General features: G+C 71.8%; 24 protein-coding genes. 23 read left to right on the forward strand and 1 reads right to left on the reverse strand.

All coding sequences use genetic code 11. The features are described from left to right. From ACWEPL_RS52580 to ACWEPL_RS52670, 19 genes are all read left to right on the forward strand, one after another. A partial coding sequence (locus ACWEPL_RS52580) for an aldehyde dehydrogenase family protein (RefSeq protein WP_452440890.1) occupies positions 1-219 on the forward strand: 219 nt, incomplete at its 5' end. Further along, positions 212-1,033, forward strand: coding sequence for an aldehyde dehydrogenase family protein (locus tag ACWEPL_RS52585; protein ID WP_355199933.1), 822 nt, complete (start codon positions 212-214; stop codon positions 1,031-1,033). The genes ACWEPL_RS52580 and ACWEPL_RS52585, both read left to right, overlap by 8 nt. A gap of 77 nt (positions 1,034-1,110) precedes the next feature. Further along, positions 1,111-2,052 carry a ribokinase gene (locus ACWEPL_RS52590; protein WP_452440892.1) on the forward strand — a complete coding sequence of 314 codons (942 nt, stop codon included), beginning with the start codon at positions 1,111-1,113 and terminating at the stop codon, positions 2,050-2,052. Next, on the forward strand, positions 2,049-2,453 hold the full coding sequence (rbsD, locus tag ACWEPL_RS52595; protein WP_350735829.1) for a D-ribose pyranase: 405 nt from the start codon (positions 2,049-2,051) through the stop codon (positions 2,451-2,453). The genes ACWEPL_RS52590 and rbsD overlap by 4 nt, the downstream gene beginning before the upstream one ends. Positions 2,454-2,466: 13 nt before the next feature. Continuing rightward, the gene (locus tag ACWEPL_RS52600) at positions 2,467-3,960 is read left to right on the forward strand and encodes a sugar ABC transporter ATP-binding protein (RefSeq protein WP_355199932.1); all 1,494 of its coding nucleotides are present in this window, start codon (positions 2,467-2,469) and stop codon (positions 3,958-3,960) included. Beyond that, positions 3,957-4,952 (forward strand): ABC transporter permease, encoded by a 996-nt coding sequence (locus tag ACWEPL_RS52605; protein ID WP_350735823.1) that lies wholly within the window; start codon positions 3,957-3,959, stop codon positions 4,950-4,952. The genes ACWEPL_RS52600 and ACWEPL_RS52605 overlap by 4 nt, the downstream gene beginning before the upstream one ends. Before the next feature lie 11 nt (positions 4,953-4,963). After that, the gene (locus ACWEPL_RS52610; protein ID WP_355199931.1) at positions 4,964-5,965 is read left to right on the forward strand and encodes a substrate-binding domain-containing protein; all 1,002 of its coding nucleotides are present in this window, start codon (positions 4,964-4,966) and stop codon (positions 5,963-5,965) included. A 272-nt stretch (positions 5,966-6,237) separates the two neighbouring features. Beyond that, complete coding sequence (locus ACWEPL_RS52615; protein WP_363974937.1) at positions 6,238-6,849, forward strand: TetR/AcrR family transcriptional regulator; 612 nt, start codon at positions 6,238-6,240, stop codon at positions 6,847-6,849. Between the two features lie 108 nt (positions 6,850-6,957). Beyond that, positions 6,958-8,532, forward strand: a complete 1,575-nt coding sequence (locus tag ACWEPL_RS52620) for an ABC transporter substrate-binding protein (RefSeq protein ID WP_452440894.1) — start codon at positions 6,958-6,960, stop codon at positions 8,530-8,532. Further along, a complete protein-coding gene (locus ACWEPL_RS52625; protein ID WP_363974943.1) occupies positions 8,529-9,476 on the forward strand; it encodes an ABC transporter permease in 948 nt (315 codons plus the stop codon). The genes ACWEPL_RS52620 and ACWEPL_RS52625 overlap by 4 nt, the downstream gene beginning before the upstream one ends. Before the next feature lies 1 nt (position 9,477). Further along, complete coding sequence (locus ACWEPL_RS52630) at positions 9,478-10,368, forward strand: ABC transporter permease (protein ID WP_452440895.1); 891 nt, start codon at positions 9,478-9,480, stop codon at positions 10,366-10,368. Beyond that, positions 10,365-12,377: a dipeptide ABC transporter ATP-binding protein gene (locus ACWEPL_RS52635; protein WP_452440896.1), complete on the forward strand. Its 2,013-nt coding sequence runs from the start codon at positions 10,365-10,367 to the stop codon at positions 12,375-12,377. The genes ACWEPL_RS52630 and ACWEPL_RS52635 overlap by 4 nt, the downstream gene beginning before the upstream one ends. Beyond that, positions 12,374-13,306 carry a formylglycine-generating enzyme family protein gene (locus ACWEPL_RS52640; protein ID WP_452440897.1) on the forward strand — a complete coding sequence of 311 codons (933 nt, stop codon included), beginning with the start codon at positions 12,374-12,376 and terminating at the stop codon, positions 13,304-13,306. Before ACWEPL_RS52635 ends, ACWEPL_RS52640 begins: the two co-directional genes overlap by 4 nt. A gap of 20 nt (positions 13,307-13,326) precedes the next feature. Next, complete coding sequence (locus ACWEPL_RS52645) at positions 13,327-14,895, forward strand: sulfatase family protein (RefSeq protein WP_452440898.1); 1,569 nt, start codon at positions 13,327-13,329, stop codon at positions 14,893-14,895. A 47-nt stretch (positions 14,896-14,942) separates the two neighbouring features. After that, on the forward strand, positions 14,943-16,334 hold the full coding sequence (locus ACWEPL_RS52650; protein WP_452440899.1) for a sulfatase family protein: 1,392 nt from the start codon (positions 14,943-14,945) through the stop codon (positions 16,332-16,334). Between the two features lie 215 nt (positions 16,335-16,549). After that, complete coding sequence (locus ACWEPL_RS52655) at positions 16,550-17,515, forward strand: sugar kinase (protein WP_363974960.1); 966 nt, start codon at positions 16,550-16,552, stop codon at positions 17,513-17,515. Then, positions 17,487-18,248: an IclR family transcriptional regulator gene (locus ACWEPL_RS52660; protein WP_452440900.1), complete on the forward strand. Its 762-nt coding sequence runs from the start codon at positions 17,487-17,489 to the stop codon at positions 18,246-18,248. The genes ACWEPL_RS52655 and ACWEPL_RS52660 overlap by 29 nt, the downstream gene beginning before the upstream one ends. Further along, entirely contained in the window at positions 18,235-18,840 is a 606-nt protein-coding gene (locus tag ACWEPL_RS52665) for a bifunctional 4-hydroxy-2-oxoglutarate aldolase/2-dehydro-3-deoxy-phosphogluconate aldolase (RefSeq protein ID WP_452440901.1), read from the forward strand. Before ACWEPL_RS52660 ends, ACWEPL_RS52665 begins: the two co-directional genes overlap by 14 nt. 230 nt (positions 18,841-19,070) lie before the next feature. Next, positions 19,071-19,472 carry a (R)-mandelonitrile lyase gene (locus ACWEPL_RS52670; RefSeq protein WP_363974969.1) on the forward strand — a complete coding sequence of 134 codons (402 nt, stop codon included), beginning with the start codon at positions 19,071-19,073 and terminating at the stop codon, positions 19,470-19,472. On the opposite strand, the gene ACWEPL_RS52675 is transcribed toward ACWEPL_RS52670, so the two are convergent. Further along, positions 19,469-20,146 carry an NADPH-dependent F420 reductase gene (locus ACWEPL_RS52675; RefSeq protein ID WP_452440902.1) on the reverse strand — a complete coding sequence of 226 codons (678 nt, stop codon included), beginning with the start codon at positions 20,144-20,146 and terminating at the stop codon, positions 19,469-19,471. The two genes, ACWEPL_RS52670 and ACWEPL_RS52675, sit on opposite strands and share 4 nt — an antisense overlap. Positions 20,147-20,156: 10 nt before the next feature. Between ACWEPL_RS52675 and ACWEPL_RS52680 the strand changes: the two genes are divergently transcribed. From ACWEPL_RS52680 to ACWEPL_RS52695, 4 genes are all read left to right on the forward strand, one after another. Further along, positions 20,157-21,233: a 2-keto-4-pentenoate hydratase gene (locus tag ACWEPL_RS52680; RefSeq protein ID WP_452440903.1), complete on the forward strand. Its 1,077-nt coding sequence runs from the start codon at positions 20,157-20,159 to the stop codon at positions 21,231-21,233. Continuing rightward, entirely contained in the window at positions 21,230-22,120 is an 891-nt protein-coding gene (locus ACWEPL_RS52685; protein WP_452440905.1) for an acetaldehyde dehydrogenase (acetylating), read from the forward strand. The genes ACWEPL_RS52680 and ACWEPL_RS52685 overlap by 4 nt, the downstream gene beginning before the upstream one ends. Then, positions 22,117-23,136 carry a 4-hydroxy-2-oxovalerate aldolase gene (gene dmpG / locus ACWEPL_RS52690; RefSeq protein ID WP_452440906.1) on the forward strand — a complete coding sequence of 340 codons (1,020 nt, stop codon included), beginning with the start codon at positions 22,117-22,119 and terminating at the stop codon, positions 23,134-23,136. Before ACWEPL_RS52685 ends, dmpG begins: the two co-directional genes overlap by 4 nt. A 128-nt stretch (positions 23,137-23,264) precedes the next feature. Beyond that, positions 23,265-24,029 (forward strand): SDR family NAD(P)-dependent oxidoreductase, encoded by a 765-nt coding sequence (locus tag ACWEPL_RS52695; RefSeq protein ID WP_363974984.1) that lies wholly within the window; start codon positions 23,265-23,267, stop codon positions 24,027-24,029. The last annotated feature ends 9 nt before the right edge of the window (positions 24,030-24,038 follow it).

Below are 24,038 nucleotides of genomic sequence, written 5' to 3' on the forward strand. Positions count from 1 at the left end.
GTGGAGAAGGCCAACAACACGCCGTATGGGTTGTCGGCGGGGATCTGGACGGAGAAGGGGTCGCGGATCCTGTGGATGGCTGACCGGTTGCGGGCGGGGGTGGTGTGGGCCAACACGTTCAACAAGTTCGATCCGGCCTCGCCGTTCGGCGGTTACAAGGAGTCCGGTTACGGCCGCGAAGGCGGTCTGCACGGATTGGAGGCATACCTCGATGTCTGATCGACGAGTGACCGTGCGCAAAACGTACAAGCTCTTCATCGGTGGAGCGTTCCCGCGCTCGGAGAGCGGGAGGTCGTACCCCGTGACGCGAACGGAGCACGCCGCCAGAGCCTCGCGCAAGGACGCCCGCGACGCCGTGGTGGCCGCCCGCAAGGCGTTCCCCGGCTGGTCGGGCGCCACCGCCTACAACCGGGGCCAGATCCTCTACCGGGTCGCCGAGATGCTGGAGGGCCGCCGCGCCCAGTTCGCCGACGAGCTCGGCGGCCCGCGCAAGCAGGCGCTGGAGCAGGTGGACGCCGCCGTCGACCGGCTCGTCTGGTACGCGGGCTGGTCCGACAAGATCGCCGCCGTGCGCGGCACGGCCAACCCGGTCGCGGGCCCGTACTTCAACCTGTCCTCGCCGGAACCGGCCGGGGTGGTCGCGGTCATCGCGCCCGCCGAGCCCCTCCTCGGCCTCGTCACCGCCGTCGCACCCGTGATCGTCACCGGCAACACCTGCGTCGTGGTCGCCTCGGAGCGCGCGCCGCTGCCCGCGATCACGTTCGCCGAAGTGCTGGCCACCTCCGACCTGCCGGGCGGCGTCGTGAACATCCTCACCGGGCACCAGGCCGAGCTGGCCCCGTGGCTGGCGGCGCACATGGACGTCAACGGGCTCGACCTCACCGGCGTGGCGGCCCCCGAGCTGAAGCAGGCCTGCGAACAGGCTGCGGCCGAGAACTTCAAACGTGTGCTCACCGCGGCGGAGGACCACGGGACGAGACGCATGACCACGTTCATGGAGACCAAGACGGTCTGGCACCCCGCCGGGATCTGATCGACCCCGCACCCGCAAGGACACGGCGCATGGGCCGTGCCCTCGGCTCATCCATCCCCGAATCTGGAGGAACCCCCATGGAACCCACCGGTGTTCTCGTCGTCGGGAGCATCACCGCGGACGTCACGGCGTTCAGCCGGCGGCTGCCGCGGCGCGGTGAGACCGTGCTCGGCGACGACTTCACCCTCGTGCTCGGCGGCAAGGGCGCGAACCAGGCCGTGGCCGCGGCCCACTCGGGCGCGCCGACCTGGATGGCCGCCTGCGTGGGCCAGGACCCGTTCCGCGACATCGTGCTGTCCGGCCTGGAGACGCACGGCGTCACGCTCACCGAGGTCCGCACGGTCGAAGGCCGTACGGGCGTCGCCCACATCCGCGTGGACGCCTCGGGCGAGAACGACATCGTCATCACGCCGCTCGCCAACGCCTCCCTCGACGAGGCGATGGTCACGGAGAGCATCGAGCGCGTCCGCGACCGGGTCGGAGTCCTGCTGCTCCAGCTCGAGATCCGGACGGAGGTCGCCTGCCACGCGGCGCGGGAGGGCGCGGCGGCCGGGCTGACCGTGGTCCTGGACCCGGCGCCCGCCCAGGAGCTGCCGGACGACGTGTGGCCGTACCTCGACATCGTGACCCCGAACGAGAGCGAGGCCACCGTGCTGACCGGCGTGCAGGTCACGGACCTGGAGTCGGCGGAGCGCGCGGCGGCCTGGTTCCTGGAGCGCGGCGTGAGCCACGCGATCATCACCCTCGGCGCGGGCGGCGCCCTGTCGGTCACGAAGGAGCGCACCCGCCACTTCCCCGCGTACGCCGTGACGCCCGTGGACACCACGGCGGCCGGCGACGCGTTCACCGGCTTCTTCGGCGGCGCCCTCGCCGCCGGCCTCGATGTGGACACCGCCATCCAGTACGGCATGGCGGCCGGCGCCCTGGCCACCACCAAGGCGGGAGCCAGCCCCTCGCTCCCCGGCAAGGACGAGGTCGAGCCAATGGTCAACACCTCCATGGAAGGAGCCACCCGATGAGGCGCAACCAAGGAACGCTCAACGCCCAGCTCGCCCGCGTGATCTCCGAGCTCGGCCACACGGACACGATCGTGGTCACCGACGCGGGACTGCCCATCCCGAGGGAGGTGGAACGCGTGGACCTGGCCGTCAGGGAGAACCTGCCGCGTTTCCTCGACCTGCTGGACGCGGTGCTCGACGAGGTGGCCGTGGAGGGCGTGCGGCTGTCCGAGGAGATCAAGCAGCACAGCCCGGACATGCTGGCCGCGATCGAGGAGCGGTTCGACCGGCTCGGCCTGACGCTGGAGTTCCTGCCGCACACCGAGTTCAAGCAGGCCACCGCCGGAGCCAGGGCGGCCGTGCGCTCCGGCGAGTTCACCCCGTACGCCAACGTCCTGCTCACCGCGGGCGTCGTGTACTGATCGGGAGCCTGGCATGCATCTCCAGCTGGCCGATGTGCGCAAGTCCTTCGGCGACAACAGCGTTCTGCGCGGCGTCAGCTTCGACGTCGGACCCGGCGAGGTCGTGGCCCTCGTCGGGGAGAACGGGGCGGGCAAGTCCACGCTCACCCGGGTGATCTCCGGCGCGCACCAGCCCGACTCGGGACGGCTGCTGATCGACGGGACCGCGACGGTGCTCAAGGACCCGCAGGCCGCGATGGCACAGGGCATCGAGGTCATCTACCAGGAGTTCCAGCAGAACCTGTTCCCGCACCTCAGCGTGGCCGAGAACATGTACGTGCTGGACCGCGAGCGCGTCTTCGGCCGCCTGTTCGTCTCCAAGCAGCGCATGGCCGCCGAGGCCAGGCAGGCGCTGCGCCGCCTCGGCATGGAGATCGACGTGCATCGCCAGGTCAGCGAGCTGAGCGTGGCCGAGCGGCAGATGCTCGAGATCGCCAAGGCGATGACGCACGAGCTGCGGCTGATCATCCTCGACGAGCCGACCGCGGCGCTCGACGAGCAGGAGTCCGAGCAGCTCTTCGCGCAGGTGAACCGGCTGCGCGAGGCCGGCGTCTCGGTGATCTACATCAGCCACCGGCTGGACGAGGTCTTCGCCCTGTCGGACCGCATCGTCGTGCTCCGCGACGGCCGGGTCACGCTCGACGCCCCCACCGAGCGGCTCACCCCGGCCGAGGTCGTCACCGCGATGGTCGGCGACGCCGTGGACGACTTCTACCCCAAGGACCGCAACGCCGGGGACGAGGTCGTGCTGGAGGTGCGCGGCGGTGGCGGCACCCGCTTCCACGACATCGACCTCCAGGTCAGGGCCGGCGAGGTGGTCGGCATCGGCGGCGTGGTCGGCTGCGGGCGCAGCGACCTGCTGCGCGCGCTGTTCGGCCTGCAGCCGATGACCGGCGGGTCCGTGCTCGTGGACGGCTCCGGCGTACGCGTCGCGAGCGTCCAGGACGCGATCGGCAGCCGGATCGCCTACCTGTCGCCCGACCGGCAGGCGGAGGGCCTGTGCATGGGCCAGTCTGTCGAGGCGAACGTGTCGCTGGCCTCGCTGCGCGACTTCAGCTCCGGGAGCGGAGTCGTACGGCGCGGCAAGGAGCGCGCCGCCACCGGCGCGGTCATCTCGGAGCTGCGGGTGCGCGCCGCCTCCCCGTCGATCGCGGTCAGCTCGCTGTCCGGCGGCAACCAGCAGAAGGCCCTGTTCGCCAAGTGGGTGATGACCCGGCCGCGGGTGCTGCTCATGGACGAGCCGACCCGCGGCGTGGACGTCGGGGCCAAGACCGAGATCTACCGGATCATCAACCAGCTCACCGCGGACGGCGTCGCCGTCCTGCTCGTGAGCTCCGACCTGCCGGAACTCGTCGCCATGTCCGACCGCGTGGTCGTGATGCGCGAGGGACGGCTCGTCGCCGAGCTGACCGGCGACGACCTCGACGAGCAGTCCATCCTCAAGCACGCACTGGTAGGTGCCGCATGACCTCGAAGCTCAAGACCGTCGCGGGCCGGCTGCGCGCGGTGTGGATGCTCCTCCTGGTAGGGATCGTCCTCTCGGTGGCCTCGCCGGTCTTCCTCACCCCGACGAACCTGCTCAACGTCGCGCTCGCGACCTCCGTGGCCGCGCTGCTCGCGGCCGGGCAGACCTATGTGATCATCCTTGCCGAGATCGACCTGTCCGTGGGCTCGGCGCTCGGCTTCTCCGCCGTCGTCACCGCCTTGACGCTCGGCCCGTACGGGCTGATCCCCGCGCTGGCCGCGGGCCTGGCGACCGGCGCGGCCATCGGGCTGGTCAACGGCCTGCTCGTGACCAGGACCAGGATGCCGTCGTTCATCGCGACGCTGGCCACGATGTCGGTGTTCGCGGGGCTCACCCTGCACATCACCTCGGGCAACCCGATCCCGGTGACGGACTACGACTTCCAGGGGATCGGGCAGGCTCGGTTCGCGGGCGTGCCGGTGCCGGTGTGGATCATGCTGGTGGCGTTCGGGATCTTCGGGTACGTCCTGGCCCGCACCCGCTTCGGCCGTTACGTCTACGCCACCGGCGACAACGTCGAGGCCGCCCGGCTGTCCGGCATCAGGGTGCACCGCGTCAAGATCCTCGCCTTCGTCATCAGCGGCGTGCTGGCGTCCCTGGCCGGGTTCATCATCACCGCCCGGCTGTCCACGGCCCAGCCGACCGCCGGCGCCGGCCTGGAGCTGGACGCGATCGCGGCCGTCATCATCGGCGGCACCAGCCTGGCCGGCGGTCGCGGCACCCTGCTCGGCACCCTCGTCGGGGCGCTCGTGCTCGGCGTCATCGACAACGGCATGAACCTGCTCGACGTCTCCCCGTTCCTGCAGGACGTGGTGAAGGGCCTGGTCATCCTCCTGGCCGTCTTCCTCGACCGCAACGTGGACATCCTGCGCAGGCTCGTGCCACGCAGGGCCGAATCCCCCGTCCGTACCCCAGAACTCGCCCAGCACATCTAAAGGAAAGATCCATGCGCACTCCCCGCAAACTCGTCGCCGTCGCGATCCTGGCCGCCGTCTCCCTCACCGCCTGCAGCCGGGGCGGCGAGGAGGCGACCACGGGCGCCTCCCAGGCGTCCGGCAAGAAGGACGCCACGATCATCATGAGCACGCTCGGCAACCCGTTCTTCATCAGCGTGAAGGACGGCGCCGAGGCCCAGGCCGCCAAGAGCGGCATCACCCTGAACGTGCAGAACGCCGACAACTCCGACGCCACCTTCCTCAACCAGGCGACGACCGCCATCTCCAAGCAGACCGGGATCCTCATCCTCGACCCGGTGGGCAGCCAGTCGGCCAGCAGTTCCGTCACCCAGGCGAACTCGGCGAGCATCCCCGTGATGGCCTTCGACCGCAAGCCGTCCGGCGGCAAGCTGGCCACGTTCGTCGGCTACGACGCCGTCCAGGCCGGCAAGAACGCGGCCGACGCGCTGGCCGAGGCCGTCGGCGGAAAGGGCAAGGTCGTCGAGATCCAGGGCATCCTCGGCACCAACGTGGCCCAGGACCGCAGCAAGGGCTTCCAGCAGCAGATCGCCACGCACAAGGACATCAAGGTCGTCGCCACGCAGGCGGCCGACTTCGACCGGGCCAAGGCCCTGAACGTCATGACGAACGTGCTGCAGGCCAACCCCGACATCGACGGCGTGTACGCGGCCAACGACGAGATGGCCATGGGCGTGCTGTCCGCGCTCAAGGCCCGCAACCTGGTGGGCAAGGTCAAGGTCGTCGGCAACGACGGCATCGCCGACGCGCTGGCCGCCGTCGCGGCGGGCGAGATGTACGCCACGAACGCCGAGTCGCCGTTCGCGCTCGGGCAGAAGGTGGTCTCGCTGGCCTCCGACGTCCTGGGCGGCAAGCAGGTGCAGGCCGACGAGACGCTGCAGGGCAAGCTCGTCAAGAAGGACAACGTGAAGGAGTACGCGGACTACCTCGTCGGCCTCGGCGACAAGTCCGGCGTCCCGGACAGCCTCAAGTAGGAGCTCCCTGGCCCATGGCGACCCCCGGTTCCGGGGGTCGCCATTACGGCTTTGTGGCGGTATCGCGGGTGGGGGCCCTGGTCGGCCTGCCGCGGGACCTGCCGGCCGATCCGTGCGACGCGCTGCCGCGACCGCGTACGGAAGTCGCCGCCACACCGTAAGTTACTGACGAGTAGGGCTTCCTTACTTACCGAGTACTCGGTAAGTTGCGAGTAATTCACACCGTGATAACCGGACCAGTGAGCCGGTCGGCGTCGAAGAGGAGGCACGCAATGGCACGAGCGGAGAGTGGCCGGGTCCGCCGCCCGGCCGCCGCGCGACGGGAGCAGATCCTCGCCGTCGCCGCGGACGCGTTCGCCGTCGCGGGCTTCCGGGGCACGAGCCTGGCCGACGTGGCCCAGAAGGTCGGAGTCTCCCAGCCGGGGTTGCTGCACCACTTCGACAGCAAGGAATCCCTCATCCTCGCGGTGCTCCAGCAGCGCGACCTCCAAGACGAGCAGCACGTCGAAGCGCAGTTCCAGGGTGTGGAGGTTACCACCAGGGAATGGCTGATGGCGTTCTGCCGCCGCAACGAGACCCAACCCGGCCTCGTCCGGCTGTTCACCGTCCAGTCGGCCGAGAGCCTCAACCCGGCGCACCCGGCCCACGACTTCTTCTACCAGCGCAACCAGCGAGTCCGCGGCCGGATCGCCCGGCTGGTCATCGCCGACCAGGAGAAGGGGCGGCTGTCCCCGTCCCTCGATCCGGCCGCCACGGCCGCCGAACTGGTCTCTCTGATGAACGGCCTGCAGCTGCAATGGCTCCGCGACCCCGCGATCGACATGTGCGGGCTCTTCGAGACGAGTCTGCTGCGGCTCGAAGCGATCCCGAGCACGAAGGCCTGACCTTCCAGAAACACCCCCCGGCGCCGGTCCCGCGTGGACCGGTGCGTCAGCCGGCATGACGGCGCAGGCGCAGGCGGCGTCGTCCCCGGCTTCACGAGGAGTTCCACCATGCGCACAGGCGTACAAAGCCGTCCATACTCCCGTACGAATCTCCGAGTCCTGCTGGCGCTGGCCCTGTCGTCCGCGTTGACGGCAGGCTGCCAGTCCGCGGTCCAGCTGGAGCGGCAACAAGCCGCCGGCGGGTCCACCGCGAGCTGCCGCGAGGGCGGCACGCTGGTCGTCGCCAGCGCCCAGCCGCCCATCCCCGGCCGGGTGCTCGCCCAGGGCGCCGCGAACCTGTTCTGGGTACGCGGGGTCTTCGAACCGCTCATGAGCGTCAAGGACGGCGACATCGCGAACCCGGTCCCGTTGCTGGCCACCGCGTGGAAGGTCGGCGCCGACGACCGGACGGCCACGCTCAGCCTGCGCCAGGGCGTGACCTTCCATTCCGGCCGCCCCTTCACCTCGGCCGACGTGCTGTTCACCTTCAAGCAGGCGCTCGAACCGGCGAGCCCGTCGAACGACAAGCAGATCATCGGCGGCTGGCGGCTCAAGGCGACCGGCGACCATGAGGTGACGATCGAGTCCGAGACACCCCTGTCGCCCGTGCTGGCGAGCGTCCTCGACGACACCCCCATCGTGGACTCGCAGACCTACAAGGACCTCGCCGACGGCTCGAAGTTCGTCGGGACCGGGCCGTACAAGGTGGAGCGGTACCAGCCGGGCGCCCAGCTCGTGCTGGTCCGCAACGACCGTTATTGGCAGCGGGGCCTGCCACACCTCGACCGCATCGAGAACGTGGTCATCGCGGACTCGACCGCTCAGCTCGCCGCGCTGCGGTCCGGGCGGACGCAGCTGGCCTCCGGCCTGACGACGCAGGACGCCGCCACCGTCACCCAGAAGGGCGGCCAGTTCCAGCTCTACGAGGGCCAGCAGGTGCTGTACTCCCTCGTCCTGGACACCGCGAGCGGAGCGTTCGCCAAGAAGGAGGCCCGCCAGGCCGTCGGGTACGCCATCGACCGCGACCGCATCAAGCAGCAGGTCTTCAGCGGCCTCGGCGAGACCGGCGGCCTGGTGTGGCCGGCCGGACCGGAGTACCCCAAGGACCGCGAGAACGCCTACCGCCACGATCCCGCCCGGGCACGGGAGCTGATCAAGGAAGCCGGCGCGAGCGGGGCCGAGGTGCCGATCACCATCATCAACAACCCCCAGTTGCAGGCCGTGTACCAGATCATCGCCAACAACCTCACCGACGTCGGGCTCCGGCCGAAGCTGGTCGCCCTGCCCGCGCCGGACTACCAGTCGCGGCTCGCCGCCGGGAAGGGCGGCAACTACCTGTCCTTCCGCGGGCAGGTGCCCAGCCCGTCGCTGGTCGCGCAGACGAATCCGGACGTACGCCTGCAAGGCGCCCACCGCACCTTCACCAGCAAGGAGTACACCGCCCTCGTGCGCGGGGTGATCGAGGCGGGCGGCGGGCAGGCCGGCGCGGAGGCGGTGCGGAAGCTCACCGCGTACATGCTCGACCAGGCGGTCCAGCACGTGCTGGCGACGACGCCGGCCATCACGGTCAAGTCCACGGCCGTCCAGGGGTTCTCCCTGGTCTCCGGCGGGCTCCTCTCGCGTGAGACGTGCCTGGTCCGATGATCCGCTACCTGGTCAAGCGCGTCCCGTCGGTGGTCCTGGTGCTGCTGGCCACCAGCGTGATCGCGTTCCTGCTGCCGCGGCTGACCCCTGGCGATCCGGCCGCCGTGATCGCCGGCCCGGAGGCCACCCCCGAGACCATCGCCGCCGTACGCGCCCAGCTGGGCCTGGACCAGCCGCTGGTGTCGCAGTACCTGAGCTGGATGGGCGGCCTGTTCACCGGCGACCTCGGGCGGTCCTTCCAGTACGGCCGTCCGGTGGCCGAGCTGATCGCGACCCGGGTCGGCAGCACCGTGGAGCTGGCGGTGCTGGCCGGGCTGTTCCTGGCCGTGGTCGGGATCGGCCTGGGCGTGCTGGCCGGCTCCGCCCGCTCGCGGTGGTCGCGTGCGCTCGCCGACGCGACGAACACCAGCCTGCTGGCCGCGCCCCCGTTCCTGGTCGGGCTGCTGCTCATCCTGGCGTTCGGGGTCGCGATCCGGATCCTGCCGATCAGCGGGGAGATGTCGGTGCTGGAGCGCCCGGACCTCGGGCTGCAGTACCTGCTGCTGCCCTCGCTGGCGCTGGCCCTGCCGATGTCGGCCGGGGTGGCGCGGCTGGTGCAGACCTCGATGCTGGCGGTGCGCCAGGAGGACTTCGTCGACCTGGCGGTGGCCAAGGGCGTGCCGACCCGGCGGATCAGCGTCCGGCACGTGCTGCGCAACAGCCTCGGCCCGGCGGTGGTGGCGATCGGGATCAGGTTCGGCGACCTGCTGGCCGGCGCGGTGGTCATCGAGGCGATCTTCGCCAGGAACGGGCTGGGACAGCTGGCCGTCTCGGCCGCTCAGAGCGCCGACTACGCGGTCATCCAGGTGCTCATCGTCGGCACGGTGCTCATCGCCGTGATCGCGCAGCTGCTGACGGAGATCTCCCTGGCCGCCCTCGACCCCCGCATCCGATTGGGGCAGTGACATGACGATTGCGAAGAGAGCGCCCGTGATCGCGGCGGGGGAGAGGCCGGTCCGGCGGCGGCGCGAGCGCGGCGGCGCGCCGGCCCGCTACGCGCAGGCGTTCCGGACCCCGAAGGGGCTCGCGGGGGCCGTCCTGCTGACGCTGCTGGTCGCGCTGGCCCTGCTCGCGCCGGTGCTCGCCCCCGGTGGCTACGACCAGCAGGCCAGGGACGCGCTCGCCGGGCCGTCCATGGGACACCCGCTGGGCACCGACGAGTTCGGGCGCGACATCGTTGTGCGGACGCTGTACGGCCTGCGTACCGACCTGAGCCTGATCCTCACCGCGGTGCCGGTGAGCATGGCGATCGGCACCCTGCTCGGCCTGTCCGGCTACGTGTCGCGCAGGCTCGGCTCGGTGACCCAGCGCGTGCTGGACATCATCCTCGGCTTCCCCGGCCTGATCCTCGGCATCATGATCGTCATGATGATCGGCGCCGGCTGGAAGGCGCTGTTCACGGCGATCGTCATCGCCGGTCTGCCCGGCTTCGGCCGGCTCGCCCGCGCGGGCCTGCTCGCCCAGCAGCAGCGGGAGTACGTGCTGGCGGCCCGGGTGCTCGGCGTGCCGCGCTCGACGGTGATGGTCCGCCACATCCTGCCCAACGTGGCCGACCCGATCCTCGTGCAGGCCACCGTGTTCATGGTGGTCGCGATCTTCATCGAGGCCGGGCTGAGCATCGTCGGGCTCGGGATCAACCCGCCGAACCCGTCGCTGGGCGCGATGCTCAACGTGGGCGCCCGCTACATCGACAGCCTGCCCTCCTACGTGCTCGGCCCCGGCCTCGTCCTGCTGCTGCTCGCGCTGGCCTTCACCCTCCTGTCCGACGCTCTGAACCAGGCGGCGAACCGACGATGAACGACTCCCTGCTGGAGGTGCGCGGCCTGCGTACCCAGTTCGACACGCCGGACGGCGTGGTCCACGCGGTCAACGACGTGACGTTCTCGATCAGCCCCGGGCAGATCATCGGCATCGTGGGCGAGTCGGGCTCCGGCAAGTCCGTGGCCGCCCGCTCGATCCTGCGCATGGTGCGTCCCCCGGGACGGATCACCTCGGGGGAGGTGCGCTACCGCGGCACGGATCTGCTGACCCTGCCGGAGAAGCGGATGCGGGAACTGCGCGGCCGGGAGATCGCGATGGTGTTCCAGGACCCGCAGTCCGCGCTCAACCCCGCGATGACCGTCGGCGACCAGATCGCCGAAGCGCTGATCGTGCATGGCACCGGCAAACGGGCGGCCCGGCGGCGGGCCCTGGAGCTGCTGGTCCAGGTCGGCATCCCCGACGCCGAGCGCCGGATCGGCGACTACCCCCACCAGTTCTCCGGCGGCATGCGGCAGCGCGTCGTGATCGCGGTGGCCCTGGCCGGCTCGCCCTCGCTGCTGATCGCCGACGAGCCGACGACCGCGCTGGACGTGACCGTCCAGGCGCAGATCCTGCGGCTGCTCGGCCGGCTCCGCGACGAGCTGGGCATCGCCGTACTGATGATCACCCACGACATGGGCGTGGTGGCCGAGATGTGCGACGAGGTCGTCGTGATGTACGGCGGCCGGGTCATGGAACGCGGCCCGGTGGACGTCATCTTCGGCCGCCCGGAGCTGCCGTACACCGCCGACCTGCTCGCGGCCATGCCCCGCATCGACGAGCACTCCGCGGGGCGGCGGCTGCCCTCCATCCCCGGCGCTCCCCCTGACCCCGCCCGCCTGCCGGAAGGCTGCCCCTTCCACCCGCGCTGCCGCCTGAGCGAGGACGTCTGCGCGCGGGAGGTGCCGCAGCTGTCGCCGCGCGGCGGCGACGGGCACCTCGCCGCCTGCCATGTCACGCGGCGCGGCGCGGCGATCCCGCCGATGCGCACCGCCGCCGCCGAGGGCCGGCGCGACCGGACACCGGTGCCGCTGCTGGAGATCGACGGCCTGCGGGTGGACGTCGCCGCCGACAGGGCGGGACTGATCCGGCGTCACCGGCCGGTGTACGCCGTCGACGGGGTCAGCCTCACGGTGTCCAGCGGGGAGACCGTCGGGCTGGTGGGCGAGTCCGGCTGCGGCAAGTCCACCCTGGCCCGCACCATCGTCGGCATCAACGCGGCGGCCTCGGGGTCGGTCCGCGTCGGGGCCGGCGCCAGGGAGCTGCGGGAGACGGTGCAGTACGTGTTCCAGGACCCGTACGCGTCGTTGAACCCGCGCCGTACCATCCGCCAGTCCCTGGACGAGGCGCTCGCCGTGCGCGGTCTGCCGGCGGGCGAGCGTGACGCCGAGGTGGTGGCGCTCATGGAGCGCGTCGGCCTCAGCGAGCGCCACCTCGACCGCTACCCGCACGCCTTCTCCGGAGGGCAGCGCCAGCGCATCGGCATCGCCCGCGCCCTCGCGGCCCGGCCGAAGCTGCTGGTGCTCGACGAACCCGTCTCGGCGCTGGACGTGTCGATCCAGGCGCAGATCATCAACCTGCTGGAGTCCCTGCGTGACGAGCTCGATCTCGGTTACCTGTTCATCGCCCACGACCTCGCGGTGGTGCGGCACCTCAGCGACCGGGTCGCCGTGATGTACCTGGGCCGGTTCGTCGAGATCGGCGACGCCGAGTCGGTCTACACCGCGCCGCAACATCCGTACACGGCGGCGTTGCTGGCCTCGTCGCCGGTCCCGGAAACCGCCGGGCGCGCCCGCGAGCGGATCGTGCTCGGCGGGGATCTGCCCAGTCCCAGGAATCCGCCGACCGGCTGCCGGTTCCGCACCCGCTGTCCGATCGGGCCGCTGAACCGCCCGGACCGTACGGTCTGCGTCGAGCGGGCGCCGGAGCTCACGCCCACCGAAACGGGGCAGCTGGCCGCGTGCCACTTCGCCGGAGAGCTGGCCGCCACCGGAGCGGTGGCATGAGCGGGTGCTGCACCCCGGGCCGCCCGCCGTCCGGCGCGCCGACGGCGGCGGCTCAGCCCCTGCGGGCGGGGCGCGGCTCCGACGCCGGGATGGTGCTGCTGCCCGGCGGGCGGTTCCGGATGGGCAGCGAGGACGCCGAGGGCTTCCCCTCCGATGGTGAGGGCCCGGTCCGCCCGGTGGAGCTCTCGCCGTTCCTCATCGACCGCTGCGCAGTAACGAATGACGATTTTTCGGGATTCGTGGCCGAGACGGGCTACGTCACGGAAGCCGAACGGATCGGCTGGTCCTACGTCTTCGTCCGCTTCCTGAACCGGGACCTGCGCCGGATCTCGCCGCGGCCCGAGGTCACCCCGTGGTGGGCGGCCGTCCGGGGGGCGGACTGGCGCCATCCCGAAGGGCCGGGGAGCGGCCTGGACGACCGCGGCGACCATCCGGTCGTCCACGTGTCCTGGCACGACGCCGGCGCGTACGCCTGCTGGGCCGGCAAGCGGCTGCCGACCGAGGCGGAGTGGGAGTACGCCGCCCGAGGCGGCCACGACCAGCGCCGCTACCCGTGGGGCGACGAGCTCACCCCCGAGGGCCGGCACCTGGCCAACATCTGGCAGGGCCGCTTCCCGGTCACGAACACGGCCGAGGACGGCTACGCGGGGACCGCCCCGGCGCACGCGTTCCCGCCCAACGACTTCGGCCTGCACAACATGGCGGGCAACGTCTGGGAGTGGTGCGCCGACTGGTGGGGCACGGACCACCCCGCGCAGGCGCGGAACCCGGCCGGTCCGCCCTCGGGCACCGACCGGGTGACGCGCGGCGGCTCGTACCTCTGCCACGCCTCCTACTGCAACCGCTACCGGGTCGCCGCCCGCTCGCACAACACGCCGGACACCTCCGGAGGCAACACCGGCTTCCGCTGCGCCCGCGATCTCGACTGACCGACACACGAAGGGTTTCCATGCGCGTCATCTACATCGACGTCGACACGCTCCGAGCCGACCACACGCAGCCCTACGGCTACCAGCGGCCGACCACGCCGAACCTGCAGGCCCTGGCCGACAAGGGTGTGGTGTTCGAGCGTTACTACTGCTCCGACTCGCCCTGCCTGCCCTCGCGCACCGCGCTGACCAGCGGGCAGTTCGGCATCACGAACGGCGTCGTCGGGCACTTCGGCGAGGCCGCCAGGTACCGGCTCGACTCGGGCCACGGCAACCATCCCGAACGCCCGCTGCTCGGCCAGCGGCTGGGCGAGCACGGCTACTACACGGCCGCCGTGTCGATGTTCGCCGAGCGGCACCGGGCCTACTACTTCCTGGGCAACTTCCGCGAATCGATCCGGGCCAGCAACGAGATCAACGACGAGGACGGGCGCGACATCAACCGGGTCGGGCTGGACTGGATCCGCCGGCACGCGCACGAGGACGACTGGTACCTGCACCTGACCTACTGGGAGCCGCACACGCCGTACCTGACCGAGCCGGGCTGGACCGAGCAGGCGGCCGCCTCCGGGCCGCCCCCGGCCTGGCCCGACCAGGACGCCATCGACGGCCACGCGGAGGTCTACGGGCCGCGCAGCGCCCTCGACCTGCACTACTCGGTCCTGCCGCGCAGCTCCCCGGTCCCGCACAACATGCCGGAGGCCATCCGCACCCGAGCCGACTTCGAGCACCTCATCAACGGGTTCGACGGCACGATCATGTACTGGGACAGCCTGTTCGGGGAGCTGCTGGCCACGCTGGAGGAGCTCGGCATCGCCGGCGAGACCGCGATCATCGTGAGCGCCGACCACGGGGAGTCCTTCGGCGAGAACGGCTCCTACGCCGAGCACGGGCACGCCAACGAGCCGGTCCACCGGGTGCCGCTGGTCGTCTACTGGCCGGGCGTCACCGACGACCTGCCCGAGGACGCGCGCCGCTGCGACGCCCTGCTGTACAACATCGACCTCGCCCCCACGCTCTGCGACCTGCTGGACATCCCGGCCCCGGACGGGTGGCAGGGCGACTCGTTCGCCGACGCGGTACGCGGGTCCGAGATCCCGTCGCGCCCGTACCTGGTGCTCGGCCACGGGGCCCACACCTACCAGCGGGCGGTCCGCACCCGCGACCACCTCTACATGCGGACCTACCATCCGGGCAGCTTCCGCGCCGAGTGGGAGCAGCTCTTCAACGTCACCGCCGACCCGCACCTCACCACCGACCTGATCGAGAAGGAGCCGGAGCTGGCGGCGCAGATGCGTACGCACCTGTCGGAATGGTGGCACACCTACGCGGGCCGGCCGGGCGCGCTGCCCGACCCCATGCAGGCGACGCTGCAGGTCGGGCCGACCTACTACAACGACCCGGTCCGCTACATGGAGCACCTGCGCGCCACCGGCCGCGCCCACCTCGCGGACGACCTGGCGGAGCGACTGTCCACCGCCACCGGCGCCACGCCGGTCTCGTGGCACGCCACGGAGGCCGCCTGGACGCCCGAGCGGCACGCCGCGTGGAAACGCAGAATCGCCGCGGCCGGCCGCAAGGGCTCCTGATGGCCGTCCGCGCCACCCTTGACATGAACGGCCGCTGAGGAGATCGCATGCCACCGAACATCCTGTTGATCACCGCGGACGACATGGGCGGCGACACCCCGGGCTGCTTCGGCGGCCCGGCGGAGGTGACCCCCACCCTGGACCGGCTCGCCGCCGAGGGGATGACCTTCGGCCGCGCGCACGTGGCCATCGCGGTGTGCCAGCCTAGCCGGTCCGCGATCATGACCGGTCGCCTGCCGCACCGCAACGGCGCGCAGGGCTTCGAGCCGATCGCCGACGGAGTGCCGGTGCTCACCCGGGTCCTGCGCGAGGCCGGGTACATGTCGGGCATCCTCGGCAAGGTGGAGCATCTGCAGCCGGTGGAGGCGTTCGGCTGGGACTACGCGCTCGGCATGCGCGAGCTGGGGATGGGACGCGATCCGCGCGCCTACGGCGAGGCGTCGCGGCGGTTCATGGAGGAGGCGGCCGCGCAGGGGCGGCCCTGGTTCCTCATGGCCAACGCGCACGACCCGCACCGGCCGTACTCCGGCAGCCAGGACGAGCTGGACCGGTTCCCGGCCGAGGCCAGGGCCTCCTACCCGGCCCCGTCGAAGGTCTTCGGGCCGGCGGACGACGTCGGAGGGGTGCCCGGGTTCCTCCCCGACCTGCCGGAGGTGGCGCGGGAGTACCGCGAGTACTTGAGCTCGTCCCGCCGCTGCGACGACGTCGTCGCCGAGGTGCTGCGCGCGCTGGACGAGAGCGGCGCCGCGGGGGACACCCTGGTGGTGTTCCTGTCGGACAACGGGATCGCCGTGCCGTTCGCCAAGGCGAACTGCTACCTGCAGAGCAGTCGGACCCCGCTGATCGTCCGCTGGCCCGGGGTGACCCGCCCGGGCGGGCGCGAGAACACCGCGTTCGTGTCGACGATCGACCTGTTCCCCACGTTCTGCGCGGCGGCGGGCCTGCCCGGACCGGCCGGGCTGGACGGGCGGACCCTGCTCCCGCTGCTGCGCGGGGAGCCCCAGGACGGGCGGGACGCGGTGTTCACCGTGTTCCACGAGACGGCGGCGAAGGGCCGGTACGAGATGCGGTGCCGGCAGGACGACCGCTTCGGCTACATCTGGAACGAGTGGTCCGACGGCACCCGGGAGTACCGGGCCGAGAACATGATGGGACGCACCTGGCCCGCGATGCTCGCCGCCGCCTCCGGCGACGAGCGGCTCGCCGAGCGCGCCCGTTTCTACCGGCACCGGGCGCCCGAGGAGCTCTACGACCTGCACGCCGACCCGCATTCGCTGGCCGACCTGTCCGGCGACCCGGATCGCCGGAAGGACCTCGACGCGGCGCGGCAGGACCTGCTCGCGTGGATGGCCGGGACCGGCGACCCGCTGCTCGACACCTACCGGGCCTACCTCCAGGGGGCCGCCGTCAAGGCGCTCGACGACCCCGGCGCCGCTTGAGGGGTGTCAGGCCCGGTCGGCCGGCTCGAGAACGGGGCTATCCGCTATATTGCAAATGCAGCATAGGCGTTGCGGTATTTGCAATGAAGGAGTGCTCTCATGCGCGTGGTCACGTGGGCGGCGGTGGATCGGATCGCTCAGCAGGCCGGCCCGATCACGGAACCCTCGGACGGGCAGGTCCTCGGACGCCGGCGCCCGCGGAGGGTGAGCGGCCGATGAGACCCGCAGACGTGCTCGCGATCGGCGAGACCATGGTCATGGTCACCCCGACGGCGGGCGGCCGCCTCGACGCGGACAGCGCGTTCATCCTGCGCCCCGGCGGCGCGGAGTCGAACGTCGCCGCGCTGCTGGCCCGGCTCGGCCACGCCACGGCCTGGGCGAGCGCCGTCGGCCGCGACCCCCTCGGCGACCTGGTCCTCGACGCGCTGCGCGGCCACGGCGTGGACGTCGATCTGGTCCGCCGCGACGACGAGCGGCCCACCGCCGTGTACTTCAAGGACCCGACCGCCTCCGGCACCCGCGTCTACTACTACCGGCGCGGCTCGGCCGCCTCGGCCATGACCGTGGCCGAGGTCGCGGGCTGGGCCGCCCGGCCGTCCAGGATCACGCACATCTCCGGCATCACCGCGGCCATCTCCCCGCAGTGCCTGGAGCTGACCAGGCACATCGTGTTCGACCGGCCGCTCGGACCGGCCACGGTCAGCTTCGACGTCAACCACCGGCCGAGCCTGTGGAAGGACGGCGACGCCCCGGCCGTGCTCCTGGAGCTCGCCCAGCGCGCCGACATCGTCTTCGTCGGGCGCGACGAGGCGGCGGCGCTGTGGGGGACCTCCGACGCCGAGAGCGTGCGCCGGCTCATCGACCGGCCCCCGTACCTGATCGTCAAGGACGCCGCGATCGAGGCGGTCGCCTTCACCCCGGAGGGCGTCCATCGGGCGCCGTCGACGCCGGTCGAGGTGCTCGACGCCGTCGGCGCGGGGGACGCCTTCGCGGCCGGCTGGCTGAGCGGGTTCCTCGACGGCCGGGACGAGCTCACCCGCCTGCGGCTGGGACACTACGCGGCTTCCCGTGTCCTGACGTCCCCGGCCGACATGGCCGATCTTCCTCCCGCCGGTGAGATCGTCTCGCTGCTCGGACAAGGAGGACACCAGCATGTCGCAGACCGTCGCGCGGGCCATTGACATCGTCGGGTTCGTCTCCGTACGTCACCGCACGCTCGGCGAGATCGCCGATCACCTCGGCGTGCACAAGTCCACCGCGCTGCGCCTGCTGCAGACGCTGGAGGAAGGCGGTTTCGTACGGCGCGTCCCCGGCGGCATGTACGGCATGGGCTTCCAGCTCATCGCGCTCGGCCAGCTCGCGCTGGACCAGGTCGAGGCCCGCTCGCTCGCGCACCCGATCCTGCACGGCCTGAGCGAGCGCTACGGCCAGACGGTCCATCTGGGAGAGCTGGCCGGGGACCAGGTCATCTACGTGGACAAGATCGACGGCCGGGGCACCGTGGCCATGGGCTCGCGCATCGGGCTGCCCGCCCAGCCGCACACCGCCGCCGTCGCCAAGGTCATCTTCGCCTACCAGGACGCCACGACCTGGGCGCGGGTCATGGAGCGCATCACGTTCACCCGCTTCACCCCCACGACGATCACCACCGCCGAGGCGCTCGCGGCCGAGCTCGCCCTGACCAGGGAACGGGGCTGGGCCGAGGACGACGGCGAGCACGAGGACTACATCAACTGCGTGGCGCTGCCGGTCTTCGACGCCCGGGGCAAGGTCACGCACGCCATCTCGATCACCGCGCTGCGGGCGGTCGTACCAGTGGAAGAGCTGCGCGCGTACGTCGACGACCTGCGCGACGCGGCCCACGAGATCTCCAAGAGTCTGGGCTGGGGAGGAGACCGCTATGGACGCCGCTGACTTCTTCGACACACACCTCGGGAGCTGCCCGATTCTGGGCATCTTCCGCCACCTCGACCCCGTGGCCACCGTGGCCATGTGCGAGCGCGCCTGGGCGTTCGGCGTCGAGCTCATCGAGGTGCCCGTGCAGACGCCCGACGCGCTGCCGTCCCTGCGCGCGGCGCTGGACGCCGCCCGGGCCAACGGCAAGAGCGTCGGAGCGGGTACGGTCACCACGGCCGAGCAGCTGACCGCCGTCAGCGACCTGGGCGCCGCCTTCACCGTCGCGCCCGGACTCCACCCCGAGGTCGTGGCGGAGACGCTGCGGCTCGGGCTGCCGCACCTGCCGGGCGTGGCCACGTCCACGGAGATCGCCACCGCCCTCGGTCACGGGTTCACCTGGCTGAAGGCGTTCCCCGCCGCGCAGCTCGGGCCCGACTGGATCAAGGCGCAGCTCGCGCCGTTTCCCGTCGTCCGTTTCGTCGCCACGGGAGGTGTCGACGCCGGCAACGCGGCCGCCTTCCTGGCCGCGGGCTGCAGGGGAGTGGCCGTGGGATCGGCGCTGAGCGATCCGGACGCGCTGGAACAGCTGCGCAAGGTCACGAATTCCTGACCTCTCGACAGAGGGTGTTCTGCGGGTACGTGTCACACCAGGTCCTGTCACACGCGCTTGACCAGGTGTTTCATGGGCGATGAGCCGCTGCCGGGGCGCGTTCCCCGTCGGCGGCCACCCGCTGAACCGCCGAAAGGACGATCACGCATGGCACAGGACACGCAGCCGTCAGGCGCGCAGGCCATCGTCGACCCGGACGGCTGTCTGACACCTCGCGGACGGAGACATCCATGAAGATCGTGAAGCAGCCGCCGACCGTCAAGCTGCCCGCCGAGTGGTTCACCGGCGACGCCTGGGCCGACGTGATCTACCGGGGCGAGGACCCCTCCCGCGCGCGGGCGAACATGGTCAGGTTCGCGCCCGGAGCCCGTACCGCCTGGCACTCGCACGGCCTGGGCCAGACGCTCTACATCGTCGAGGGCGTCGCGCTGATCCAGTCGCGTGGCGGCGAGATCATCGAGGCCCATCCCGGCGACATCGTCCACACGCCGCCGGGCGAGGAGCACTGGCACGGCGCCGCCCCGGACCGGTTCATGATCCACCTCGCGATGTGGGAAGGCGACGACGCCGCCTGGCTGGACCACGTCACCGACGCCGAGTACAACGGGCCGCGCGTCAGCACGAAGCGCTAGAGGACGGCCTGGTCGGCCAGCTTCTTGACCTGGTCGGCGGGCACCGGAACTCCGGGGGTGTCCACGAACCAGCGGTACGACTCTTCGAAGTCCAGCCCCTCGGGTCGCTGCGGCGGGAAGTACGGCTGGACGTAGACGGGGGTGCCGGGCTGGACGCGCCAGCTGTCGGCGATGCTGCCGATGTCCGCCGCGTCATGGCCGAGCGCGTCCAGGAGCCCCGCCACCTGCGCCTTGGCGCCTTCGTCGTCACCCGCGATCGGCAGGGCGCTGCGGTCGGGTGCGCCGGCGGGGCGGGCGATGGTGAGCAGGCGGTGGAAGTCGATGTTGTCGAACGCCTTGACCACGTGGGCGCCGGCCAGGTGCCGCTGCACCAGGGCGGTGGAGGTCAGCGTCCCGCCGCTCAGCTCCGGGATGTCGCGGTCGGGATAGTAGTTCATCGTGTCGATGACGGTCTTGCCGGCCAGATCCGCGGCCGGGAGCCGGCCGTAGGCGTGCAAGGAGATGGTGGCCACCACCAGGTCGCCGGCGCGGGCGGCCTCGGCGGGCGTGGCCGCGGTCGCGTGCTCGCCGAGCTCGGCGACGAGGTCGGCGAGAGATTCCGGCCCGCGCGAGTTGCTGAGGACGACGTCGATGCCGGCGGCGACGGCGAGGCGGGCCACCGTGCCGCCGATCATGCCGCTGCCGATGAGGCCGACAGTCGCTGCCGCCCTGCGCGCCCGCCCCGCCGGCGAGGACGACTGGACGGCGCTGCGGCGGGCGCTGGACGCCGTCATCGAGCTCTATCACCAGGACCCCGCCGGCACCCTCGCGACGACCCGCCTCATCAAGGACACCCCCGCGCTGTGCGCGCGAAGCCGCGACAGGACGCGCGGCCCGTTGTTCCCCCGGCCCGCCTGGCGGGACGGTTCGCTTGCCCGGCGTCGCCTTCGAGCAGCAAGGTCTGCCCGGGAGAACAACGGAAGGATCACGATGGACCCTCGTTCCACAGGTGACGCCGTGACCGGGCTGCTGGATGCGTACGCCACGCGGACCCCGATCGCGCCGCTCACCACGACATACGCGGACATGTCGGTTTCTGATGCGTACGAGATCCAGCTCGCGCAGGTGGAGGCGTGGCAGGCGGGCGGCGCCCGGATCGTGGGGCACAAGGTCGGCCTGACCTCGGCGGTGATGCGCCGCCAGCTCGGCGTGGACCAGCCCGACTACGGTCACCTGCTCGACGGCATGGCGTACATGGACGGCGCCCCCATCGACGCCGCGCGCTTCCTGCAGCCGCGCATCGAGCCGGAGATCGCCTTCGTCCTCAAGAGACCGCTGGCAGGCCCGGGCGTCACGGCCGCGACGGCGGCGGCCGCGGTGGACTTCGTGCTGCCGGCCCTGGAGATCATCGACTCGCGCATCGCGGACTGGAAGATCACGCTGGCGGACACCATCGCCGACAACGCCTCCAGCGGCGGGTTCGTGCTCGGCACCCGGCCGACGCCGCTCGCGGACGCCGATCTGGCGCTGACCGGCTGCCTGCTGCACCGCAACGGCGAGCTGGTCCAGACGGGCGCCGGCGGCGCCGTACTCGGATCTCCGCTGAACGCGCTGGTGTGGCTGGCGAACGTCCTCGGCGAGCGCAAGGTGGCGCTGGAGGCCGGACACGTCGTGCTCCCCGGCTCGGTCACCGCGGCCATCCCCGTCGAGCAGGGGGACATCGTGACGGCCACGTTCGCCGGGCTCGGCACGGTCACCGCGAACTTCAGGCAGGCGTCGTGAGCAGACTGACGGCGGCCATCGTCGGCCCCGGCAACATCGGCACCGACCTGCTGGTCAAGCTGCTGCGCAGCGAGGCCGTCGAGGTCCACTCCATGGTGGGCGTGGATCCGGGCTCGGACGGCCTGGCCCGGGCCCGTTCGCTCGGCGTCGAGGCCTCGGCGGGCGGCGTGGACTGGCTGCTGGCCCAGGACACCCTGCCCGACCTGGTCTTCGAGGCCACCTCCGCCAAGGCGCACGCGGCCAACGCCCCCCGCTACGCCGAGGCGGGGATCACCGCGATCGACCTCACCCCCGCCGCCGTGGGCCCGTTCGTGTGCCCGCCGGTCAACCTGGACACACTGTCGGACGCGCCCAACCTCAACATGATCACGTGCGGCGGGCAGGCGACGATCCCGATCGTGCACGCCGTCTCCCGCGTGGTCCCGGTGGCGTACGCCGAGATCGTCGCCTCCATCGCCTCCCGCTCGGCCGGCCCGGGCACGCGGGCCAACATCGACGAGTTCACCCAGACCACCGCGCGCGCCATCGAGACGGTCGGCGGCGCCGCCAAGGGTAAGGCGATCATCATCCTCAACCCCGTCACCCCGCCGATGATCATGCGGGACACGGTGTTCTGCGCGATCCCCGCCGACGCCGACACCGCCGCGATCGGCGCGTCGATCGAGGCGATGGCGGCCGAGGTGGCCGCGTACGTGCCCGGCTACACCCTGCGGGCCGAGCCGCAGTTCGACCCGCCGCGCGACATCTGGAACGGCATGGCCCGCGTCGCCGTCTTCCTCGAGGTCCGCGGCAACGGCGACTACCTGCCGCCGTGGGCCGGCAACCTCGACATCATGACCGCCGCGGCCGCCCGCGTCGGCGAGCGACTCGCGAAGGTGGGCGCATGACCGGCAAGATCAGGATCACCGACTCCACCCTGCGCGACGGCAGCCACGCGATGGCCCACCGCTTCACCGAGGAGCAGGTACGCGGCGTCGTGCACGCCCTGGACGGCGCCGGGGTGGAGGTCATCGAGGTCACCCACGGCGACGGGCTGGGCGGCTCGTCGTTCAACTACGGGTTCTCGCTGGAGGACGACATCACGCTCGTCGCCGCCGCCGTGGACGAGGCGGAGAGCGCGAAGATCGCCGTCCTGCTGCTGCCCGGCCTCGGCACGGTCGAGGACCTGCGCAAGGCCCACGGCGCGGGGGCCTCCGTGGCGCGGATCGCCACCCACTGCACCGAGGCCGACGTGTCGCTGCAGCACTTCGCCGCCGCCCGCGAGCTGGGCATGGAGACGGTGGGCTTCCTCATGCTGTCGCACCGCATCGGCCCGGCCGAGCTGGCCGCGCAGGCCCGGATCATGGTGGACGGCGGCGCGCAGTGCGTCTACGTGGTCGACTCGGCCGGCGCCCTCGTGCTCGGCGAGGCCCAGGCCCGCGTCAGCGCGCTGGTCGGCGAGATCGGCCACCAGGCGGAGGTCGGCTTCCACGGCCACCAGAACCTCTCGCTCGGCGTCGCCAACTCGGTGCTGGCCACCCAGAACGGCGCCCGCCAGATCGACGGCGCGCTGTGCGCGCTGGGCGCAGGTGCGGGCAACTCGCCCACCGAGGTGCTGGTCGCCACCTTCGAAAGGCTCGGCATCCCGACCGGGGTGAACGTGCAGGGCGCGCTGGCCGCCGCCGAGGACGTGGTCAGGCCGTTCCTGAACCGCCTGCCGTTCGCCGACCGATCGGCGATCACGCAGGGGTACGCGGGGGTGTACTCCAGCTTCCTGCTGCACGCCGAGCGCGCCGCCGAGCGGTACGGCGTACCGGCCCACGAGATCCTGCAGCGGGTCGGCGAGGCCGGCTACGTCGGCGGCCAGGAGGACATGATCATCGACGTCGCCCTCCAGCTCGTCGAGGAGCGCGCCCGCTCCTGACGGGTGCGAGGCCCCGCCTCGTCGCAGGTCCGGGGCCTCACGCGAGCCGCGCCGCCCCGAGACCGGGTCCGGCGGGCGGCGGAGTAATCTGCGAGGTGAATCACGAACGTGGCTGACGGAGGGCTTCCATGGCGGATCGGCTGAACGGCACCGTGGCGCTGATCACGGGAGCGTCGAGCGGCATCGGGGCCGCGACCGGGCTGGCGCTGGCCGCCCAGGGAGCCACCGTGGCGCTGGTGGCCAGGCGGGCCGACCGCCTGGAGGAGCTGGCCGACCAGATCCGCGGCCAGGGCGGGACCGCGCTGACGCTCGTGGCCGACGTCGGCGACGAACGGCAGGCCAAGGAGGTCGTGGAGCGCACCGCGACCGAGCTCGGACGGCTGGACACCCTGGTCAACAATGCCGGGGTGATGCTGCTCGGCCCGGCCGCCGACGCGCCGCTCGAAGAGTGGCAGCGCATGGTGCAGGTCAACGTGCTCGGCGTGCTCTACTGCGCGCACGCCGCGCTGCCCTACCTGGTACGGGCCGCCGCCGACGGCCCCCGCCAGGTGGCCGACATGGTGAACATCAGCTCGGTGGCCGGGCGGGTGGCGCGCAGCGGCAGCGGGGTCTACAACCTCACCAAGCACGGCGTGGGGGCTTTCAGCGAGTCGCTGCGCCAGGAGTTCGCCGGGCGGCACGTCCGGGTGTCGCTGGTCGAGCCCGGAGCGGTGGAGACCGAGCTGACCGGCCACAACCGCCCGCAGATCCAGGAGCAGATCAACCAGCGGTTCTCCTCCGTGGAGCGCATGCGGGCCGAGGACATCGCCGACGCGATCAGCTACATCGTGACCAGGCCCCGGCGCGTCGCGATCAACGAATTGCTGGTGCGCCCCACCGAGCAGGAGGGCTGAGCGCCCCGT

The sequence above is a fragment of the Nonomuraea sp. NPDC004186 genome (assembly GCF_053603495.1).

Coding starts and splice junctions, on each gene's coding strand:
- ACWEPL_RS52585 (WP_355199933.1), top strand. CDS start 212: ATGTCTGATCGACGAGTGACCGTGCGCAAAACGTACAAGCTCTTCATC.
- ACWEPL_RS52590 (WP_452440892.1), top strand. CDS start 1,111: ATGGAACCCACCGGTGTTCTCGTCGTCGGGAGCATCACCGCGGACGTC.
- rbsD (WP_350735829.1), top strand. CDS start 2,049: ATGAGGCGCAACCAAGGAACGCTCAACGCCCAGCTCGCCCGCGTGATC.
- ACWEPL_RS52600 (WP_355199932.1), top strand. CDS start 2,467: ATGCATCTCCAGCTGGCCGATGTGCGCAAGTCCTTCGGCGACAACAGC.
- ACWEPL_RS52605 (WP_350735823.1), top strand. CDS start 3,957: ATGACCTCGAAGCTCAAGACCGTCGCGGGCCGGCTGCGCGCGGTGTGG.
- ACWEPL_RS52610 (WP_355199931.1), top strand. CDS start 4,964: ATGCGCACTCCCCGCAAACTCGTCGCCGTCGCGATCCTGGCCGCCGTC.
- ACWEPL_RS52615 (WP_363974937.1), top strand. CDS start 6,238: ATGGCACGAGCGGAGAGTGGCCGGGTCCGCCGCCCGGCCGCCGCGCGA.
- ACWEPL_RS52620 (WP_452440894.1), top strand. CDS start 6,958: ATGCGCACAGGCGTACAAAGCCGTCCATACTCCCGTACGAATCTCCGA.
- ACWEPL_RS52625 (WP_363974943.1), top strand. CDS start 8,529: ATGATCCGCTACCTGGTCAAGCGCGTCCCGTCGGTGGTCCTGGTGCTG.
- ACWEPL_RS52630 (WP_452440895.1), top strand. CDS start 9,478: ATGACGATTGCGAAGAGAGCGCCCGTGATCGCGGCGGGGGAGAGGCCG.
- ACWEPL_RS52635 (WP_452440896.1), top strand. CDS start 10,365: ATGAACGACTCCCTGCTGGAGGTGCGCGGCCTGCGTACCCAGTTCGAC.
- ACWEPL_RS52640 (WP_452440897.1), top strand. CDS start 12,374: ATGAGCGGGTGCTGCACCCCGGGCCGCCCGCCGTCCGGCGCGCCGACG.
- ACWEPL_RS52645 (WP_452440898.1), top strand. CDS start 13,327: ATGCGCGTCATCTACATCGACGTCGACACGCTCCGAGCCGACCACACG.
- ACWEPL_RS52650 (WP_452440899.1), top strand. CDS start 14,943: ATGCCACCGAACATCCTGTTGATCACCGCGGACGACATGGGCGGCGAC.
- ACWEPL_RS52655 (WP_363974960.1), top strand. CDS start 16,550: ATGAGACCCGCAGACGTGCTCGCGATCGGCGAGACCATGGTCATGGTC.
- ACWEPL_RS52660 (WP_452440900.1), top strand. CDS start 17,487: ATGTCGCAGACCGTCGCGCGGGCCATTGACATCGTCGGGTTCGTCTCC.
- ACWEPL_RS52665 (WP_452440901.1), top strand. CDS start 18,235: ATGGACGCCGCTGACTTCTTCGACACACACCTCGGGAGCTGCCCGATT.
- ACWEPL_RS52670 (WP_363974969.1), top strand. CDS start 19,071: ATGAAGATCGTGAAGCAGCCGCCGACCGTCAAGCTGCCCGCCGAGTGG.
- ACWEPL_RS52675 (WP_452440902.1), bottom strand. CDS start 20,146: ATGATCGGCGGCACGGTGGCCCGCCTCGCCGTCGCCGCCGGCATCGAC.
- ACWEPL_RS52680 (WP_452440903.1), top strand. CDS start 20,157: ATGAGGCCGACAGTCGCTGCCGCCCTGCGCGCCCGCCCCGCCGGCGAG.
- dmpG (WP_452440906.1), top strand. CDS start 22,117: ATGACCGGCAAGATCAGGATCACCGACTCCACCCTGCGCGACGGCAGC.
- ACWEPL_RS52695 (WP_363974984.1), top strand. CDS start 23,265: ATGGCGGATCGGCTGAACGGCACCGTGGCGCTGATCACGGGAGCGTCG.